At 54.6% G+C, this 20,035-nt stretch carries 13 protein-coding genes; 4 read left to right on the forward strand and 9 right to left on the reverse strand.

What is annotated here, in order from left to right:
* Positions 1-15 precede the first annotated feature (15 nt).
* The 8 genes from rseP to rpsB form a co-directional block, all read right to left on the reverse strand.
* A complete protein-coding gene (rseP, locus tag ACQE3D_RS12900; protein WP_313730189.1) occupies positions 16-1,380 on the reverse strand; it encodes an RIP metalloprotease RseP in 1,365 nt (454 codons plus the stop codon).
* A 2-nt stretch (positions 1,381-1,382) separates the two neighbouring features.
* Complete coding sequence (ispC, locus tag ACQE3D_RS12905; protein WP_313730188.1) at positions 1,383-2,567, reverse strand: 1-deoxy-D-xylulose-5-phosphate reductoisomerase; 1,185 nt, start codon at positions 2,565-2,567, stop codon at positions 1,383-1,385.
* On the reverse strand, positions 2,564-3,487 hold the full coding sequence (locus ACQE3D_RS12910; RefSeq protein ID WP_313730187.1) for a phosphatidate cytidylyltransferase: 924 nt from the start codon (positions 3,485-3,487) through the stop codon (positions 2,564-2,566). The genes ispC and ACQE3D_RS12910 overlap by 4 nt, the downstream gene beginning before the upstream one ends.
* A 38-nt stretch (positions 3,488-3,525) precedes the next feature.
* On the reverse strand, positions 3,526-4,290 hold the full coding sequence (locus ACQE3D_RS12915) for an isoprenyl transferase (RefSeq protein WP_071156278.1): 765 nt from the start codon (positions 4,288-4,290) through the stop codon (positions 3,526-3,528).
* A gap of 12 nt (positions 4,291-4,302) precedes the next feature.
* The gene (gene frr, locus ACQE3D_RS12920; protein WP_064030541.1) at positions 4,303-4,860 is read right to left on the reverse strand and encodes a ribosome recycling factor; all 558 of its coding nucleotides are present in this window, start codon (positions 4,858-4,860) and stop codon (positions 4,303-4,305) included.
* Between the two features lie 5 nt (positions 4,861-4,865).
* Positions 4,866-5,585, reverse strand: coding sequence for a UMP kinase (gene pyrH / locus ACQE3D_RS12925; RefSeq protein ID WP_064030539.1), 720 nt, complete (start codon positions 5,583-5,585; stop codon positions 4,866-4,868).
* A gap of 141 nt (positions 5,586-5,726) precedes the next feature.
* Entirely contained in the window at positions 5,727-6,611 is an 885-nt protein-coding gene (gene tsf / locus ACQE3D_RS12930; RefSeq protein ID WP_064030537.1) for a translation elongation factor Ts, read from the reverse strand.
* 131 nt (positions 6,612-6,742) lie between these two features.
* A complete protein-coding gene (gene rpsB / locus ACQE3D_RS12935) occupies positions 6,743-7,486 on the reverse strand; it encodes a 30S ribosomal protein S2 (protein ID WP_064030535.1) in 744 nt (247 codons plus the stop codon).
* Between the two features lie 216 nt (positions 7,487-7,702).
* On the opposite strand from rpsB, the gene map reads away from it, so the two are divergent.
* Entirely contained in the window at positions 7,703-8,515 is an 813-nt protein-coding gene (gene map / locus ACQE3D_RS12940; protein ID WP_313730186.1) for a type I methionyl aminopeptidase, read from the forward strand.
* A 5-nt stretch (positions 8,516-8,520) separates the two neighbouring features.
* Positions 8,521-11,151 (forward strand): [protein-PII] uridylyltransferase, encoded by a 2,631-nt coding sequence (gene glnD, locus ACQE3D_RS12945; RefSeq protein ID WP_064030531.1) that lies wholly within the window; start codon positions 8,521-8,523, stop codon positions 11,149-11,151.
* A gap of 5 nt (positions 11,152-11,156) precedes the next feature.
* On the opposite strand, the gene ACQE3D_RS12950 is transcribed toward glnD, so the two are convergent.
* Positions 11,157-12,377: an FAD-dependent monooxygenase gene (locus ACQE3D_RS12950; RefSeq protein WP_313730265.1), complete on the reverse strand. Its 1,221-nt coding sequence runs from the start codon at positions 12,375-12,377 to the stop codon at positions 11,157-11,159.
* Positions 12,378-12,646: 269 nt separating this feature from the next.
* On the opposite strand from ACQE3D_RS12950, the gene ACQE3D_RS12955 reads away from it, so the two are divergent.
* Together ACQE3D_RS12955 and ACQE3D_RS12960 are read left to right on the forward strand one after the other, a co-directional pair.
* Positions 12,647-18,127: a glutamate synthase-related protein gene (locus ACQE3D_RS12955; protein WP_313730185.1), complete on the forward strand. Its 5,481-nt coding sequence runs from the start codon at positions 12,647-12,649 to the stop codon at positions 18,125-18,127.
* Between the two features lie 142 nt (positions 18,128-18,269).
* A complete protein-coding gene (locus ACQE3D_RS12960) occupies positions 18,270-20,009 on the forward strand; it encodes a sulfite reductase subunit alpha (protein WP_313730184.1) in 1,740 nt (579 codons plus the stop codon).
* Positions 20,010-20,035 lie beyond the last annotated feature (26 nt).

A 20,035-nucleotide genomic window follows, 5' to 3' on the forward strand; every position in this document is an offset into this window, starting at 1 on the left:
GCGAATCGTTCCAAGTTATTGGAACAATCGATCGATATCCAAAAACATCGCCAGCGCCATCAGCATCATTAGTAAAAACATGCCGACTTGTTGAAAATACATTTGGATCTTGTCCGGCAACGGCCGCCCGCGCAGGGCTTCGACCAGATAAAACAGCAGGTGGCCACCATCCAGCACCGGTACCGGCAACAGATTGAGGACGCCCAAGCTGACGCTGACCAAACCGAGAAACTTCAAAAATGCCGTTAGGCCCATTTCCGCCGACTGACCAGCATATTGGGCAATACTGATCGGACCGCTCAAATTATCGACCGAAGCCGAACCCACCAACATTTTACCCATCATTTTCAGCGTCGCGGTCGCGTAAAACCAGGTCCGCTCCAAGGCCAACGGCACCGCTTCCCAGGGGCTTTTAGACGACTTGACCAATACTGAATCGCTCAATTCCTTCGGAATGTAGACGCCCGCGCCGATCTTGCCGATCTCCCGGCCGTCGTCCTGATGTTCGCGGCGCGGCGTTAGCGTCAACGGCAGAGTTACGTTGTCGCGCTCTATCAGCAACTTGATCGGTTGATCCGGTCTAGCCTGCACATAATCAACCCACTGTTGCCATTCGCCGATCGGATTGCCATCGGCGCTAAGGATCAGATCGCCGCTCAACAAACCGGCCTGCTTGGCGACACCGTCTTCAAGCAGTTTACCCACTACCGGCTTGACGACCGGCATCCACGGCTTTAGGCCCAGGCGTTTGTGTAACACTTCCGGAGAGTCGACGTCGCTGGGCTGTAATTGCAACTGTCTGACCTGCCGGCTATCGTCGCTGGTTTTGACCGCGACGTCGATTTGCGTCTGACCGTCGATGGCCAACGATAGCACGGCATCCAAGGCATCCATCCAGGTCGGGGTGTCCTTGCCGGCCACGCCGACGATTTCTTCGCCAGCCGTGAAACCGGCAGCGGCCGCCAACGAATCCGCTTCGACACCGCCAATCACAGGTCTAACGCCGACTTCGCCCAGCACCAGCACGGTCCAAAACAAAACCACGGCCAGCGACAGGTTAGCCAACGGGCCGGCCGCGACTACCGCTGTTCTGGCCCACAAGGGTTGACGGTTAAACGCATAGGGTAAATCCTCGGGACTCACCTCGCCTTCGCGCTCGTCGACCATTTTGACGTAGCCGCCCAACGGCACGGCGGCAATGACGAACTCGGTGTCATGGGGCGATTTACGCCAAGTCCAAAGTGGCTTGCCGAAACCGATGGAAAAACGAATCACTTTGACACCGACTTTACGCGCCACCCAGAAATGACCGAATTCGTGAAATGCGACCAGAACCGCGATGGCGACGATGAAATAAAAGACGGTGTGCAGAGTATCCATGGTTAGGCGGTCAATTCGGCAATGATGTCGTTAGCGACTTGCCTTGCTTGACTGTCGGCCCGCAGGATCAGTTCCAAACTATCGGCGCTGTCCGCTTGAAACCTAGCCATGCCGCGCTCGATAACTTTGGCGATATCGGTGAACTTGATTCTTTCGTTCAAGAACGCGTCGACCGCGACTTCGTTGGCGGCATTCAACACGGTCGGCATGATACCGCCGGCCTTGATCGCTTCGTAAGCCAGGCGTAGGCAGGGGAAGCGGTTTAAATCGGGCTGTTCGAAGTCCATGTGCTTAACCTCGAAGATATTCAGCGGCGCGACGCCGGAATCGAAGCGTTCCGGCCACGCCATCGCGTAGGCGATCGGCGTACGCATGTCCGGGTTGCCCATTTGCGCCAATACCGAACCGTCGACGTAATCGACCATCGAATGGATGATGCTTTGCGGATGTATTACGACTTGGATCGCATCCGGGTCCATGTTAAACAACAGACAAGCTTCGATCAGCTCCAACCCTTTATTCATCATCGTCGCCGAATCGACCGAGATTTTCCGGCCCATATCCCATTTGGGATGCGCTACCGCCTGTTCGGGCGTGACGGCATCCAGATCGGCGATCGGCGTTTGCCGAAACGGTCCGCCGGACGCGGTCAACAAAATACGTCGGGCTTGCTTGGCGGTATGCCCGGTCGTGTAACCGGCCGGCATGCATTGAAAAATGGCGTTATGTTCGCTATCGATCGGCAACAGCGTCGCACCGGAGTCGGTGATCGCTTGCATAAAAATCTGCCCGGACATCACCAAGGCTTCCTTGTTCGCCAATAACACGGTTTTTCCGGCCTTGGCGGCCGCCAGCGTCGGCAACAAACCGGCCGCGCCGACGATCGCGGCCATGACCGCGTCGACGCTATCCAGCGTTGCCACCGTTTCCAGCGCCTCGGCGCCGGCCAGCACGGTCATGTCGGCAATCGGCGACCCGGCGATTTTGGCTTTAAACGCGTCGGCATTGGCCGGGTTGGCGACGACCGCGTAATCAGGCTTATGCACCAGACATTGCTGATACAGTGCTTCAATGTTGCCGTTGGCGGTCAGCGCGACGACGCGATATTGATCGGAATGCCGCGCGACGACATCCAGCGTGCTGACGCCAATAGAACCGGTCGCGCCCAGTATGCAAATACCTTTCATGAGTAAAAAATCCGGCCGATCAATAAAATACCCGCATAGAAGAACGGTGTCGCGGCGACGATGCTGTCTATCCGGTCGAGCACGCCGCCATGACCCGGCAACAAGCTGCCGCTATCCTTGACGCCCTTGCGGCGTTTGACCAAACTGAAAAACAAATCGCCGTAGATCGAGATCAAAACGGTGAATACCGACAGCATCAACATATCGAAAAACACCAATTCGTCCAGGAACTGCATCATGCCTTCCTGGGCTTGCGCCGATTCGGTGGAAATGGTTTTACCGTAAATAAAGAAGCCTATTCCACAGACTACCGCCGAGACCAACGCACCGTACATGCCTTGTATGGTTTTGCCGGGGCTGATCTCCGGCGCCAATTTGTCGGTGCCCCATTTTTTTCCGGCGAAATAAGCGGAAATATCGGCGGCCCAGATCAACAACAATAAGTAGATCACCATGCCGGACCCGTAATAGGCGCGCAGTTTGCTCAGGAACATCCAGGCCGACATCAACACCAACCAGCCCAGGAAGGCTTGCAGGCGCGGCGAAAATTGGGCCGTCAATAGCTGCGGCCCAGTCTGGCGTATCAGCACCATGGTCAGAATCCAAAACAACACCGGCGCGAACACCAGCCATTCCAACACATCGGAATAATCTTTGATTTCCGGCCACTCCATCGCTTCGCTGAGCAACTCCAGCAATTCGGTCCAATAAGTGACGCCGAACATCGGCACGAGCATTGCGCCGAAAAACAATAGCTTACGCCCCAGGCTATCGACGCCGGTCAACGCCAGCCATTCCCAAGCGGCGATAAAGGTAATGATGGCAATAAATAACGAAAACAATAGAGCCGGTAATTTGAAGACGGCAAGGATAACCAGTGCCGCCAACACCGAGGCGGTTAAAACGCGTTTCAATAACATGAGCTGATTTTCTTATACTTATGGTTATGGAAAAATCCCTAGCGCACTTTTTGAGCAATGACCTGCTCGCCAGTGTGCCCGAAGCGACGTTGCCTGCCCTTGAAGCTGGCGATCGCTTTATCGAGCGAGGCCTGATCGAAATCCGGCCATAAGGCGTCGGTAAAATAAAATTCGGTATAGGCCGATTGCCACAGCAGAAAGTTGCTGATGCGCTCTTCCCCGCCGGTGCGAATAAACAAATCCGGCTCCGGCAAGCCGGCGGTCATTAGATGACTATCGACCAACTCTTCAGTCACGTCGGACGCTTGAATGACGCCGGCCAAAACGTCGGCGGCTATTTTACGCGCGGCTTGGGTAATATCCCAGCGTCCGCCGTAATTGGCGGCTATCAGCAGGGTCAAACCGGTATTCCGAGAGGTCTGCTGCTCGGCTGCGGCGATCTTTTGTTGCAGTTTCTCGGGAAAGGCGTGCTTGTCGCCGATGATTTTCAAGCGGATGTTGTTCTTGTCCAGTTTGTCGACTTCCGATTGCAGCGTCGCCATGAACAATTCCATCAGCAAACTGACTTCGTCCTGCGGCCGGCGCCAGTTCTCGCTACTGAACGCGAACAGCGAGAGCACTTCAATGTGCTGTTTCGCGCAATATTCGACGATTTTTCTGACCGCCTTGACACCGGCGTGATGCCCCATGATTCTAGGCATCATCCGCTTCTGCGCCCAACGACCGTTGCCGTCCATAATGATGGCTATATGACGGGGATTACCATTATCCACGACCGTTTTTTCGTTGCTGACAGCAGTCATTTCACCTCCCGATTACATCGAAAGCAGGTCGGCTTCTTTCTCTTCAAGATGCTTTTCCACTTCCTTGATGTATTGATCGGTGAGCTTTTGAATTTTATCTTCGGCCTGACGAGCGTCATCCTCCGAAATCAGCTTTTCCTTCAACGCGTCCTTGACCGCCGCATTGGCGTCTCGACGGATGTTGCGTATCGCCACCCGTCCTTGTTCGGCTTCGTTTTTGACGATCTTCACCAGATCGCGGCGGCGTTCTTCGGTCAGGGCCGGCAACGGCAAGCGTATCACCGTACCTTGAGTGGCGGGATTCAATCCCAATCCAGACGACAATATGGCTTTTTCAATAGCGCCGACCATGCTTTTTTCCCAGGGTACGACTTTCAGGGTACGCGCGTCTTCGACGGTGACGTTGGCCACTTGGGATAGCGGCGATTCCGAACCGTAATAAGACACGCTGATTTGATCCAGCAGGCTGGGATGCGCCCGCCCGGTCCGAATTTTACTGAAGGCTTTCTGCAAAGCCTCTATGCTCTTCACCATTCGGCTCGCGGCATCTTGTTGAATATCGCTGATCATTGTTATTAATTCCTCACGATTAGAGAGCCGATGTCTTCGCCGCGCATCAGGCGCATCACCGCTCCCGGCTCAAAAACATTCATGACCCGCATGGGTAAATTGTTGTCCCGGCATAAGACCAAAGCCGTGGTATCCATCACGTTCAAACGCTGGTCTATGGCTTCGTCGTAGGTCAAACGCGGGTAAAAAACCGCATCGGCCACCTTGTTGGGATCGGCGGAATACACACCCTTGACCTTGGTCGCCTTGATCATCAAATCGGCGTCGATTTCGATCGCGCGCAGACTGGCCGCGGTATCGGTGGTAAAAAACGGGTTGCCGGTACCGGCCGCGAAAATCGCCACCCGGCCTTTTTCAAGGTGACGCACGGCCCGGCGCCGGATGTAATCCTCGCAGACCTGATTAATTTTCAACGCCGTCATCACCCGCACCGGCTGACCCAGGTATTCAAGAGCGTCCTGCATCGCCAAGGCATTGATCACGGTTGCCAACATACCCATTTGATCGCCGGTCACCCGATTCAGGGATTCCGACGCCTTTTCGCCGCCGCGCAGAATATTGCCGCCGCCAATTACCAGCCCCACTTGCACGCCGGCGTCGCATAAATCCTTCACTTCGAGGGCTAAGCGTTGGACGATATCCGGATCGATACTGCCGCCCTTCTCGCTCATTAGGGCTTCGCCGCTCAACTTCAGCAAAATTCTTTGGCAAATCATTTGATTCATAATCGAACGTCCGTCGGGAGTTTCAGTTAAAGCAACGAATTGTAGAACATAACCGCGTCGAATCTCCTCGACGCGCGAACTAAGCGTAAGTTCGGGCGGAAACCGTTCTTGGCTCGGTGCCGGTTTCCGCCTCGGCGCGGCCTAGCCTCTAACTTGCGCCATAACCTCGGCCGCGAAATCTTCTTCTTTCTTCTCGATGCCTTCGCCAACTTCGAAACGAGCGAAGCGTACCGCCGAATTGCCTTTCTCTTTCAAAAGTTGGCCGACGGATTTGCTGTCGTCCTTAATAAAGGCTTGGCCTTGCAACGTAATTTCCGACAAAAACTTGTTAATGCGGCCTGAAACCATTTTTTCCACGATGTCCGCCGGCTTACCTTTGATTTTCTCTTCTTGCTGCGCCAAGAAAATTTCTTTCTCTTTTTCAAGGGTTTCCTGTGCAACTTGATCGGCGGAAATGCAAATCGGCTTGCTGGCGGCAATGTGCATCGCAATGTCTTTTCCCAATTCGGCATCCGCTTTTGCCAACTCGACGATAACGCCGATTTTGCTACCGTGCAGATAAGCCGCTTGACCGCCATCGGTGGTGGTGTATTTGACAAAACGGCGCACGGTGATGTTTTCACCAATTTTGGCAATCAATGCCCGCCGGGTTTCGTCCAAGCTGACGCCTGTACTCAACAACATGGCTTGCAAATCTTCGTCGCTATTGACATTGCTGTTCAGCAAGCTGTTGACCACATCGCTGGTGAATCCAATAAAGTCTTCACCCTTGGCCACGAAATCGGTTTCGCAGTTGACGTCGGCCATCACCACGGTTTTGCCGTCTTCGGAGACTTTGACGCCGATAATGCCTTCGGCCGCGATACGGCCGGACTTTTTATCGGCCTTGGCCAAACCTGCCTTACGCATGTTTTCGACTGCCAATTCCATATCGCCGTTGGCCTCGACCAGGGCCTTCTTGCATTCCATCATGCCGGAACCGGTACGCTCACGCAGTTCCTTGACCATCGCCGCACTTATACTCATCGTTATTTCCTCAAGTTTATTAACTAAAAAAACGCCTCACTAAGGAGGCGTTTAAAAGACATACGGTACCGGACGCAAATCAAGCACCCGGGAGGGTCCGGCGACAGGGCCGGACACTATCGAAAGTTTGCTTACGCTTCCGCTACGACTTCTTCGACGAAGTCGTCGGACTTGCCGCCGGCATCCATCCGCAAGGCTTTAGCTTCCAAAATCGCCGCGGCCGCACTTTGGCAATACAGGGTAACGGCGCGTATCGAGTCGTCATTACCGGGAATGACGTAATCAATGTTGTCTGGAGAGTTGTTCGAATCGACAACGCCAACCACTGGAATGCCCAATTTCTTGGCTTCCATAATGGCATTTTTTTCGTATCCGACATCCAAAACAAAAATCGCATCGGGTATGCCGCGCATATCCTTAATACCGCCCAAGCTACGCTCCAGTTTATCCAGCTCGCGCTCCATGCCCAGGGCTTCTTTTTTGCTGAAGCGTTGATACAGTGTGCCGTCGGCTTTCATCGCTTCCAGTTCCTTCAAGCGATTGATCGATTTCTTAATGGTCTTGAAGTTGGTCAACATGCCGCCCAACCACCGATGGTTGACATAAGGCATGCCGCAACGCGCCGCTTCTTCAGCCACGACTTTACGGGCAGCTTTTTTGGTACCCACGAACAATATGGTACCTTTATTAGCGGTCATTTGACCTAAATAGTTCATCGCATCGTTGAACAACGGCAAGGTGTGTTCCAGATTGATGATATGAATTTTGTTACGAGCTCCAAACAAATATGAAGCCATTTTGGGGTTCCAGTAACGGGTTTGGTGACCGAAGTGCACACCCGCTTCCAGCATTTGACGCATTGACACTGCTGCCATTTACTTCTCCTAAAATTGCCGAATAATTCGGCGTTGGGTTACGCCTCCACTGATCCCGACCGGTGACCCGACTTTTCTAAAAAGGCGAGCACCCCACCGATCGTGTCGATAAGTGTGAGTATTGGTTACTTGGTGAACTTACCTTTATACCATGATCGCGTTTTCCCAACAAGCTTAAACCTGCTAGACTGCGCTGCCTTAGCGGCGCACTCCGCGATGCGATCCGGCGCAGCTCCTTGTTTTTTCAACTATTACAACCCTCGAATGACTATCAGCATTAAGAACGCCGACGAAATCGCCAAAATGCGCGTGGCCGGAAAATTAGCCGCCGAAGTACTGGAAATGATTGCACCGCATGTCGTTGCCGGCGTGACCACCGAAGCGCTCGATAAAATTTGCCATGATTACATCGTGGACGTTCAACACGCCGTACCGGCACCACTGAATTATCGCGGCTTTCCGAAATCGATCTGCACGTCGGTCAATCACCAAATCTGCCACGGCATTCCGAGCGAAAAGAAACTAAAAAACGGTGACATCGTCAATGTCGATATCACGGTCATCAAGGATGGCTACCATGGCGACACCAGCAAAATGTTTTGCATCGGCGATGTCAGCCCGCACGCCAAGCGCCTGGTGGACGTCACGCGCGAATGCCTGATGCTGGGGATTGCCGAAGTCCGCCCCGGCAAGCATTTTGGAGACATTGGGCATTCGATTCAAAAACATGCGGAGGCCCATCGTTATTCGGTGGTCAGAGAGTTCTGCGGGCACGGCATCGGCAAACAATTTCACGAAGAACCCCACGTCATGCATTTCGGTAAGCAGGGCGAAGGTGCGATGTTCGAGCCAGGCATGATTTTCACGATAGAGCCGATGATCAACCTCGGCAAGCGCCACATGAAAATCCTCGGTGACGGCTGGACCGCAGTCACCAAGGATCACAGCCTTTCAGCACAATGGGAACACACGATTCTGGTCACCGAAACCGGCCACGAAATACTCACCCTGCGGCAAGAAGAGCTGTGAAAGGCATGTGGTTTTCCGAAAACGACTTTCTGAGTTGTTTCGGCGAAGAGAATCCGGTTGCCTCGTTCAAAAGCGCCATCGCCAAGGAAAACGCACATTTAAAGCTTCGCTTCAATCCCGATAAAGCAACCACCGGACTACTGACCGAGAAAGCCCATTTTATCGACAACTTGCTGCAAGCCTGCTGGAAGCACTTCATGGGAGCTTGCGATACTCACCACGGCTTGGTGGCGACCGGCGGTTACGGGCGCGGCGAACTGTTCCCCTACTCAGACATCGATATATTGGTACTACTGGACCCTGCTTGTGCCGAAGATTATCGGGAAGCCGTCGCCGGGTTTGCCAACTTCCTTTGGGACATTGGCCTAAAACCCGGACTAAGCACCCGCAGCGTTGCCGAATGTCTACAAGCCGCGGCAGCCGACCAAACCGTGTTTACCAGCTTGCTGGAGATGCGTCTGATCGCCGGCAGCACAACGTTATTCGAAACCTTGAAACAGCAAGTAAATTCCGACACGCTCTGGCCGTCCGAAAAATTCTTTCCGGCCAAACTCAGCGAACAAGAACGCCGCTACGCCAAGTTTCACGACACCGCTTACAATCTTGAACCCAACATCAAGGAAGGCCCCGGAGGCCTGCGGGATCTGCAAGTCATCAGTTGGGTATTCAAACACCACTACAAAGCCGCGTCGCTACGCGAACTCATCAAATACGGCTTTCTACCCAAATCCGAATACGACAATCTGATCACTGCCCGCGACATACTCTGGCGTTTGCGATTTGCGCTGCACAACCTGACCGGCCGCTGCGAAGACCGTTTGCTGTTCGATTATCAACGCGAGCTCGCCGCCCAACTCGGCTATTTCGACGCGAACGACCAGCCGGATGTCGAGCAATTCATGCAATTTTTCTTCAAGACCGTCGTCGATATCGAGCGACTCAACGAAATGCTGTTGCAATTGCTCAACGAAAAACTGATCAGCAACAAGGAAAGCTTGAATCCGATCCCGATTACCGCGAATTTTTCGTCGATCGACGGCTACCTGGAGGCCTCCAACAAAGATGTTTTTCAAAAACAACCGCTGGCGTTACTGGAAATATTCTTGATTTTGCAACAATCGCCGTCGCTAAAAGGTATCCGCGCCAGCACGATACGGTTAATCCGAAAAAGCTTGCCCTTGATCGACGAAGAATTCCGGCAAAACAAGCGCGCCAACCGTTTGTTTATGGACATACTGCGACAACCGCGCGGCATCACCCACCAGCTCAAGCGTATGAACCGCTATGGGATACTGGCGGCCTACTTGCCGGACTTCGCCAATATTGTTGCCCGCATGCAGTACGACTTGTTTCATATCTACACGGTCGACGAGCATACGCTGTTCGTGATTCGTAACCTGCGCCGCTTTTCGCTGGCCAAGCACAACAAGGAATTACCGTTTTGCAACAATATTTTCCTGCTGATTTCCAAGCCGGAAATTTTGTATATCGCCGCGTTGTTTCACGACATCGCCAAAGGTCGCGGCGGAGACCATTCGACATTGGGCGAAACCATCGCCCGCCAGTTTTGCCAACAGCACGAGCTGCCCAGCTCTGACACCAAGATCATCACTTGGCTGGTTCGCAACCATTTGCTGATGTCCATGACCGCCCAGCGCAAGGACATCAGCGATCCCGACATCATTCACGACTTCGCGCTGCATGTCGGCAGCATCGAATACCTGAACTACCTGTATCTGCTGACCGTGGCCGACATTAGGGCGACCAATCCCAGCCTTTGGAATGCCTGGAAAGACGCGTTACTAAAAGAACTGTATATTTCGACACATCAGGCGCTGCATCGCGGTCTGCTCAATCCGATGGCCAGATCGGAACGCCTTGAGGAAAACCGCAAGGAAGCCCGAGAGGAATTGATAAAGCTCGGTTTATCGCCGACATCGATAGAACGTTCTTGGCAACACGTCAGCGACGATTATTTTTTACGATACTCCGGCGACGAAATCGCTTGGCATACGGTCGCGATTGCCGCCTGCCACGACCACGAATTGCCCCTGGTGCTGTTGCGCCCGCAAACCCTGCGCGGCAGCGCGGAAATCTTCGTGTACGCCCGCAACGAAGTTCAGATTTTTTCGATCTGCACCGCGACGCTCGATCAATTAGGCCTCACCATCCTCGACGCGCGGATCATCACGACCGCCGACCAATACGTCCTGAACAGCTTTCAAGTCTTGGAACAGTCCGGCAAACCGATTACCGATTTGCACCGGGAGGTGCATATCTGCACATCATTACGTCACGGACTGCTAACCAAGACCGTCAAATCATCTAAAAACATCCACAAGCAATCGCGGCAAGCCAAGCATTTCCCAATCAAAACCACGCTGACCTATCTGGAAAATCCGTCGCATAAACATACGATACTGGAATTGGTAACAACCGACAGAGCCGGTTTGTTGTCGACGATCGGCCGCGCCTTTACCGAACAAAACATCCAGCTGCACGACGCGAAAATCACCACAATAGGCAGCCGAGCCGAGGATATGTTTTACATTAGCGCACTGGACGGCACGCCCATTACCGATCAGCACCAGCGACAAGCGTTGCGCGATACCATACTGCAACTACTGAGCGGCTAAATGCGCTAACCCAATAACAAACGTTCGCCGCGAGCCAATTTTGGCAGCCGACCTTCCAATCCCATCGCCGCCCTCATCACCTTATTCCGAGCCGGAGAGATACGTTGCGCCAACCCGAGGCCCAAATTACGTAAAACCTTTAAAGGCAAGATGTCGTTGCTAAACGATTGATAAAACACATCCATCACCGTCATCATTTTCAGATTTTCGTTACGGCGCATCCGTTCATAGCGCTGCAATACGGCCGAATCGCCGATCGCCTTGCCCTGTTTGCCGGCTTCGATCAGCACTTCGGCCAGCGCGGCGGCATCCAACAAACCGATATTGACGCCTTGACCCGCCAGGGGATTGATCATGTGCGCGGCATCGCCCACCAAGGCGACGCCTTGCTTGAAGTAATGCTGTGCATGTTGGCGCCGTAACGGAAAACTGGCGACACCCAACACTCGCTGGATTTCCCCGAGACAATCCGGGAAGGCTCCCGTCAGTTCGCGCTTCAAGTCTTCGACGGGCAATGCCTGCAAACGCTTAACTTCGTCGGGCGAGTTATACCAAACCAGAGACGCAAAATGGCCGGTCAGCGGCAGGAAAGCTTGCGGTCCGGACGGGACAAAGCGTTGCCAGGTGATATCTTGTTGGGGATATTGAGTCTCGACGTAGATCACCAGCGCATGCTGGTTATAATCCCAACTGGTGACCCCAAGCCCAACCGCTTGCCTAACCCTGGAATGACCTCCATCGGCCCCGACCAACATGTTTGTGGCGATTTTGGTGCCATCGGCCAACGTCAATTCCGTCCGGCCTGCTAGATAGTCGATAGCCTCGATCGAACACGGCGCGAGCAGCTCGATATTAGCGAAATCCGGCAAGCGCTCCAGCAAGGCCAACTGGGTGACGCGATTTTCGACAATGTAACCCAACTCCGACGCATTGATATCCTTACTGTTGAAGGTGGTGTCGCCCGCTGTTTCCCAAACGCGCATGCGCTGAAAAGGGCAGCATCGCTTGGACTCGACACCCTGCCAAGCGCCCACCATCTCGAGTATGGTTTTGGACGCAATACTCAACGCAGACACCCTTAAATCGTGCGGTTGTTCCGGCGCAAACGGTTCTGGCAAACGGTTTTCGAGCAGAGCCACCTTCAAGGCGCTACCGCCCAGACAGCAGGCGACCGCCGCACCCACCATTCCGCCACCCACAATTACTACATCGTATTGTTGTTTCATCATTTTTTATAGTGTGTTGCCGTTTATGCAATGGATTTGAAGCCGGCTTGGCCGGCCCCAGGAATGACAGGCTCTAGCGCGCATGGTATCATTGGAAAGTTTCACCAACCGAAAGCCACCTTGGCCAACGAGAACTGGTTGCGACGACTAGCGCAAAGCGAACTTCTCAAATATAGTGACTCTATCACGCGGTCGATTTAAAAACCATAAACCTGCCGGCAGGCCACTTCGGGTGGTTCATTAATCAGGAAGACAGGATCTGGATAGCTATGAATACACACGCCCAGAAAAACAACACATTCATGCTCTACGACGCGGACTTATCGCAAGACAGTTGCGGCGTGGGCTTCATCACGCGCAAGGATAGCAAACAGACTCACGAGTTATTGCTGAAGTCGCACGAGGCCTTATGCACGATCCCGCATCGCGGCGGCATGAGCGCCGAGGGCATCGGCGACGGCGCCGGCGTGAATATCGACCTGTCTTTGAAGTTTTTCCGCAAGGTCACCGGCGATGCAACGCTGGAACTGGGTCAATTCGGCGTCGCCAACTTCTTCTTCCCGGAAGATCACGCCCATTACGATTCCGAAGCACAAAAACTGGTCGAAGAACATCTGAAGGAATTCGATCTGCCGGTCATCAAGTGGCGTGAGGTGCCGGTCGACCATTCGGTCTTGAATACAGCCTCTGTCAAGGCTCAACTACCGATCAAACAACTGATTTTCGGCCGCCCCGCATCGTTGAAGGATGCTAGCCACGAGCTGTTCGAAAAACATATTCAGCAAGCGCTGCTGACCATCGAAGTCGACGGTTTCGGCCGCCCGGAATTGCGCGGATTTTATCCGCTATCGATGAGCTCGCGCACCCAGGTTTACAAAGGCCGCCTGAATTCGTTTGAAGTTATCCCATACTTTATCGACCTATACGACGCCGACCACGAAATCAGCACGCTGTTTTTCCACACCCGCTTTTCGACCAATACCGCGCCGGCGACGATGATGGCCCAACCGTTCCGCTACATGGCCCACAACGGCGAGTTGAATACCGACAAGAAAAACCGTCTCAGCGAAAACGCCATTGCCCGGCAAAATAACAAACACATCGTATTTCCGTGCGGCCAGTCCGATTCCGGCCGCCTCGACCAAACCCTGACTCGCCGCATCAACGAAGACGAACTCGACATCGTCACGGCGATTCTGGCGATGATGCCGCCAGCCTGGGAAAACGACCCTACTTTGTCCGATGACGTGCGCGCGATGCTGGAATATTTCAGCTTGTACGAAGAGAAAAACGACGGTCCGGCGGCGCTGATCTTCAATGACGGCGTCCGTGTCGGCGCTCGCCTCGACCGTCTCGGGCTACGCCCGTTGCGTTCGGTGGAAACCCAAGAATATTTGGCGGTGATGTCGGAGGCCGGCCAGATCGATTTCCCGCCGGAACAAGTTCTGCGCCGCGGCCGGATCGAAGCCGGCGGGATGCTGTATTTCGATCACGGCACCGGCGAGTCGTACAACAGCCGCCAGGTCATGGAACGCCTGGCGAAACAGAAAGATTACAAAGCTCTGTTGGCCCAGCGTTGCGTTCACATGAACGAACTGCCGAAAGTCGAATTGTCCGACATCGGCAACGACCACGAACTAAACATTGATCAACGCCATACCGCCTATTCGCTGAATCAGGAAAGCTTCAAATTCCTGCTTGATCCGATACTGCAAACCGGTTTGGAAAAAGTGTCCGCGATGGGTTACGGCCTGACTCCGAATGCGCTCAGCGCGGCCGAAGGCGGCATGTCGCGCTATTTTAGCCAACGTTTCGCCCAGGTCACCAACCCACCGTTGGATTCGTTGCGCGAGAGCGACGGTATGACCCTACGCGTCGCGCTGGGTGCGAAACCTACCTTCGCGCCGCCGACCAGCAAGCAATTGATGGTCGACTCGCCGATCCTGCAACGCACCCAGCTTGAGCAAATCCGTCGGCAAAACCAAGTTAGAACCGTCACCCTGGACGCGCTGTACACCCCGAATTTCGACGATGCCGACCAAAACGAGCTGGCTCTGGAACAAGCCCTGCTCGCGGTGTGCGAACAAGTGGAACAGGCCGCGCGCAACCACACCGGCATCATCATCCTTAGCGATGCCAATATCGGCAAAACCAAGGCAGCGATCCCAGCCCTGCTAATGATTGCCGCCGCCAATCAGCATTTGGTCAAACAAGGCTTGCGCTTCAACTCGTCTATCGTCATGGAAACCGGTCAAGCCGCCAGCCCCCACGACGTTGCGACCATACTGGGGTTCGGAGCGTCGGCGATTTGTCCGCTAAGCGTGCATAACCGGGTGATGACCGAATACGGCGACGAGGCGGGCCGCAAGAAAGCCTTGTACAACTTCCAGAAAGGCGTCGAAAAATCGCTGATGAAAACCATGGGCAAGTTCGGATTGTGCACCGTGGAAAGCTACATTGGCGGCGAGTTCTTCGAATCCAACTATCTGGACACCGACGAGCCGAAACTGAACGCCTACTTCCCCAACATCAACTCGTCGGTCGGCGGCGTGCGCTACGCCGACATCGCCGCCAGCAACACCGAATGGCACCACAAGGCGCTGTCGGTGCAAGGCGAGAACGACATTCCGTTCCTGGGCCTGTTCAAGGAACGTCAGGACGGTGCCGGCCACACCTTCGGCAATACCGCGGTACGCGAATACATCGCGATGACCGACGAACCTATTTTATATATAGCGCGGGAGCAGGCTAACGAAGCGAGCGACACCGCTTACCGCGATTTCGGCTACGATAAACGCACGCCGGAGCAGATCGATGCCTTCGGCATTACCCCTGCGTATCGCAGCTTCGCTCGCAATTTGACGCTGGAACGCGCCAATCGCCCCGCCGCGTTGCGCGATGTGATGGAGTTTCCGGTCGACATCAGCGCCGCCGACACCCAAGCCGAATTCGATCGCCTGTTGGGCAGCCAAAATCTGCTTGGCAACAACAATTTTCTGGTTCGGGGCCTGAAAGTCAACCAAATAGATAATTCGGTTTTCAATGTTAATTTTACTGAAAATAGCGGTAAAACCCGTCTGGAACCGCTAGCGGCACATCTGAAAGCCCGTTTCTCCAGCCGGGATTTCAGCATCAATATCGAAACGGATACGCTAAAAGTAGTGGTCAACGATGGCGACAGTTTGATCTACCGCTATTTGAGTAACGTCCGCACTGCCCGCGAGCGTCTGGATTTGAGTCAAGTCCAACCGGCTCACGAAATTACTCCGACGTTCGCCTCCGGCGCGATGAGTCACGGCGCCTTGCTGGCCGAAGCTCACGAAGCCGTCGCCCAAGGCACCAATATCGCCGGCGCCATGAGCAACTCCGGCGAAGGCGGCGAACATTCCAGCCGCTTCGGCACCCTCCGTTCCAGCAAAATCAAACAGTTTGCGTCCGGCCGCTTTGGCGTCTGGGCCGGCTATCTGGCCGACCCTAATCTGGAAGAAATCGAAATCAAGATCGGCCAGGGCGCCAAACCCGGTGAAGGCGGTCAATTGCCCGCGCCGAAAGTGTCGGTCGAAATCGCCGCACTGCGCGGCGGCACCCCCAAAGTCGAGTTGGTCAGCCCGCCACCCCACCACGACACCTACTCCATCGAAGACTTGGGCCAATTGATTCACGACGCCAAAGCCGCTCGCGTCCGCGTGGTCGTTAAACTGGTGTCGTCGGAAGGCATAGGCACTATCGCGGTCGGCGTCGCCAAGGCTGGCGCCGATGTGATCAACGTCGCCGGCAATACCGGCGGTACCGGTGCCGCAGCCGTAACCAGCTTGAAAAACACCGGCCGTTCGCCGGAAATCGGCATCGCCGAAGTGCATCAAGCGCTGGCCGTCAACGGCTTGCGCGATAAAGTGATCCTGCGTTGTAGCGCAGCCCATCAAAACGGCGCCGACGTGGTCAAATCCGCGATTCTCGGCGGCGACTCCTTCGAGTTCGGCACGACCGCGCTGATGATGTTGCGTTGTGTGATGGCGAAAAATTGCAACATTCGCTGCCCGGCTGGCCTAACCACCGCGCATGAAGAATTCAAGGGCGATCCGCGCGTATTGGCGCAATTCTTTATGAATTTGGCCCACGAAGTCCGCGAGATCCTCGCCGACCTGGGCTACACCAGCCTGAAGGAAATTCGCGGTAAAACCGAATTGCTGCATTTGATCGACCACCCAAGCATGGTTGGTCAAATTCATCTGCAAAAATTGCTGGCGGAAGTCCACGAAGTCAAAATAGCCCAACCGGTCTATCTGGAAAAAGACTTTGCCATCGACGACCGCATTTTCCCGCAAGTCAAAACCGCGTTGTTCCAGCAAGGTCTGAAGCAAGTCGTTATCGAAGGTGACGAGTTCAAACTCAACAACCGCAATAAAACCGTCGGTGGCCAAACCGCGATCGACCTTGAGCGCTTTTTGGCCTACGAAATGAGCGCCGAGCAAGTCGCCGCCTCCAAAATCGTTTACACCAACCAGCACGGCCGCCGCTATCTAGCTGACGACACGATCATCGTCCGTACCCACGGCTCCGCGGGCCAAAGCTATGCGGCCTTTAATAACGACGGCATGCGAATGGAACACACCGGCACCTGCAACGACGGTGTCGGTAAAACCGCGTGCGGCGGAGTTATCGTCATCAAATCGCCCGGTGGCGGGTCTAAGCTGCCCGGCGAAAACGTGCTGATCGGCAATTTCGCGTTATTCGGCGCATCCGGCGGCAAAACCTTCATCAACGGCGAGGCCGGCGACCGCTTCGCAGTGCGCAACTCCGGTGCGATGGCCGTCGTCGAAGGCGTCGGCGACTTCGCTTGCGAATACATGATCAATGGCGCGGTGTTGAATTTAGGCGGCTTCGGCAAAGGTTTCTGCACCGGCATGTCCGGCGGCAATGCCTACCAATACGACCCGGAAAATCGTCTGGAAGACCTGTACGACGCCACGTCCGTGTCTATCCACGGCCTCACCGACGGCAGTGAGCTCGCGGCCAGCCATGAACAGTTCGTTCTGTACATGCTGGAACAACATATCGAACACACCGGTTCGGAAAAAGCGAAAACGATTTTGAACAATTGGGCAGACGAGCGCCAGCACTTCAAATTCGCGCTGCCGTTGTGGTTGAATCGCACCCAAACTGCTGAGTTTCTCAGTAAATCGATGGATCGCAAGGCCATGATCGAGGAATTATCGGTCGCCCTCGCCCAGCAACAAATCGAGCAAATCAAACAGGCTTATACCCGTGATAAAGCCCTGTTCGATGGCGCGATTCCCGCTTACGGCGAAACCGACGGCGAATTGACCTTGAAATTGATCAATAGCTACGCTGTCATCGACAAGGCGCAACAAATCGCCCGAGACCAGCTCCAAAAAGCAGGGCAAACCGCCACGCCGGCACAGGTCGATCAACAGGCCCGCAAGCTGGTGATGGAACGGCCACGCAAGTTACAAGACGCGCTGATCAAAAATATCCGCGAGGCCTATAGTCAGTACGACGACGGTCAATTAGCGGCATTGATGGCGGCAAAGCGCCTGAACGATTACAAGACCACGCTGATGCTGCGCGATGTACAAAGCATCTACTCGATCGGTTCGACTGCCTGGATCATCGAGCAAGACCGTGTCAATCGCGCGGCATTGGTCAACTTACCTTCGGTCGACAAAAACCTGGCCAGCCTGGAAAGCCTGACCATCGTCCAAAACATGCTGGAATGCGAGGCAGCGTAACCGAAATCGAAGTGGACCAGGTTAACCTAGGCCGCAGTCCGGCTATCTCGCCTTTGCGCCGGGTAGCGTTCCACTCGATCCAAGCTACGTTGATTTATATAGAGACCGGACCGGCGCAAGCCGGTCCCAAGTTGGTAGAGAAATGAAATCACCTTTTATCCCTGAAAACGCCCCCTACTCCGACTCACAACGTGCCTGGCTCAGCGGTTTTTTCGCCGGCATGCACAGCCATATGCTTCACAGCGCCGGCAGCGTCAATTCCGCCAACGCCCGCAACTTACATATTCTGTTTGGCAGCCAGACCGGCAATTCCGAATCCCTGGCTCACGACGCCGCCGCCCGCGCCAAAAGCCACGGTTTGGTTCCCATCGTTAAAGGCATGGACGAAATCGAAATCGGTCAACTAGCAAATATCGAATACCTATTGATCATCACCAGCACCTATGGCGAAGGCGCCATGCCAGACAACGCCGAAATGCTGTGGGAAGCCGCCAGCGACGACAGCGCCCCTCGCCTGGAAAAACTCAATTACGCGGTGTTGGCGCTGGGCGATACCAGCTACGATTTGTTTTGCCAAGCCGGCAAGGACTGGGACGAACGCCTGCAAGCCTTGGGAGCCAACCGCTTGTTCGAGCGGGTCGATTGCGACGTCGATTTCGAAGCGCCCGCCGAACAATGGCTTAGCGAAGTGATTCCGTTGATGGCCGACGGCGCCGAAACCGTCGCGGTTGTCGATACCGAGGCTCAGCCAAGCAAATCTCAATACAACCGCAAAAATCCATTCCCGGCCAAACTGTTGGTCAATCGCTTGTTAACCGCCGGCGACTCGTCCAAGGAAACCCGCCACTACGAAATATCGATCGCCGGTTCCGGCCTGAATTACGAGGCGGGGGACGCAATGTGCGTGGTACCGACCAACTGCCCGCAACTGGTGGCCGATCTGGTCAAGGCCCTGGGTTGCAGCGGCGCCGAGGAAGAACCGGTAAACAGCGAACTGATGACGCTTTCGGAAGCATTGCGCACTCACTTCGAGATCAAAACGCCAAGCAAGGAGTTGATCGAGGAAATCGCGAAACGCTCCGGCGATCAGGAACTCAACGCGCTGCTGCAAGCCGGCGACAAGGACAAACTCTCCAATTACCTGTGGGGTCGCGACACGCTGGATTTGTTGTTGCAGTTCCCAGGCGTCGAATTTTCCGCCGCGGAATTTCTGCGCCTGCTAAAGCCGTTGCAACATCGAGCCTACTCGATCTCGTCGAGCAGCAAGCAACATCCCGATGCCGTCCACCTGACCGTCGCCAGTGTGCGCTACGACGCCCACGGCCGGCATCACAAGGGCGTCTGTTCCACCTATCTGGCCGATTTAGTCGATGAAACCACCGATGTGCGGATTTTTTTCACGCCGAACAACAATTTCCGAGTTCCGAGCGACGACAATTTGCCGATGATCATGGTCGGTCCCGGCACCGGCATTGCCCCGTTCCGCGCCTTCTTGCAAGAACGCCAAGCCCGCAAGGCCGTCGGCAAGAACTGGCTGTTTTTCGGCGACCGTAACGCCGCGACCGATTTCATTTACCGCGACGAAATCGAGGCGATGCAAACCAACGGCCTGCTAACCAAGCTGGATCTGGCCTTTTCCCGCGATCAGGCGGACAAGATTTACGTCCAGGATCGCATGAAGGAACACGGCGCCGAGTTGTTCGCCTGGTTGGAACAAGGCGGTTATTTCTTCGTGTGCGGCGACGCCTATCGAATGGCCAAGGACGTCGATCAAGCCTTGCACGACGTCATCCGCGAACACGGTAAAATGACATTGGTCGAAGCCGTGGAATACGTCAACCAATTGAAAAAAGACAAACGCTACGTACGCGACGTTTATTGACAACATGGGCGAGCTGCCGGTTAGAA

It is taken from the genome of Methylomonas sp. MS20 (assembly GCF_050275925.1).
Classification (GTDB): Bacteria; Pseudomonadota; Gammaproteobacteria; order Methylococcales; family Methylomonadaceae; genus Methylomonas; species Methylomonas koyamae_A.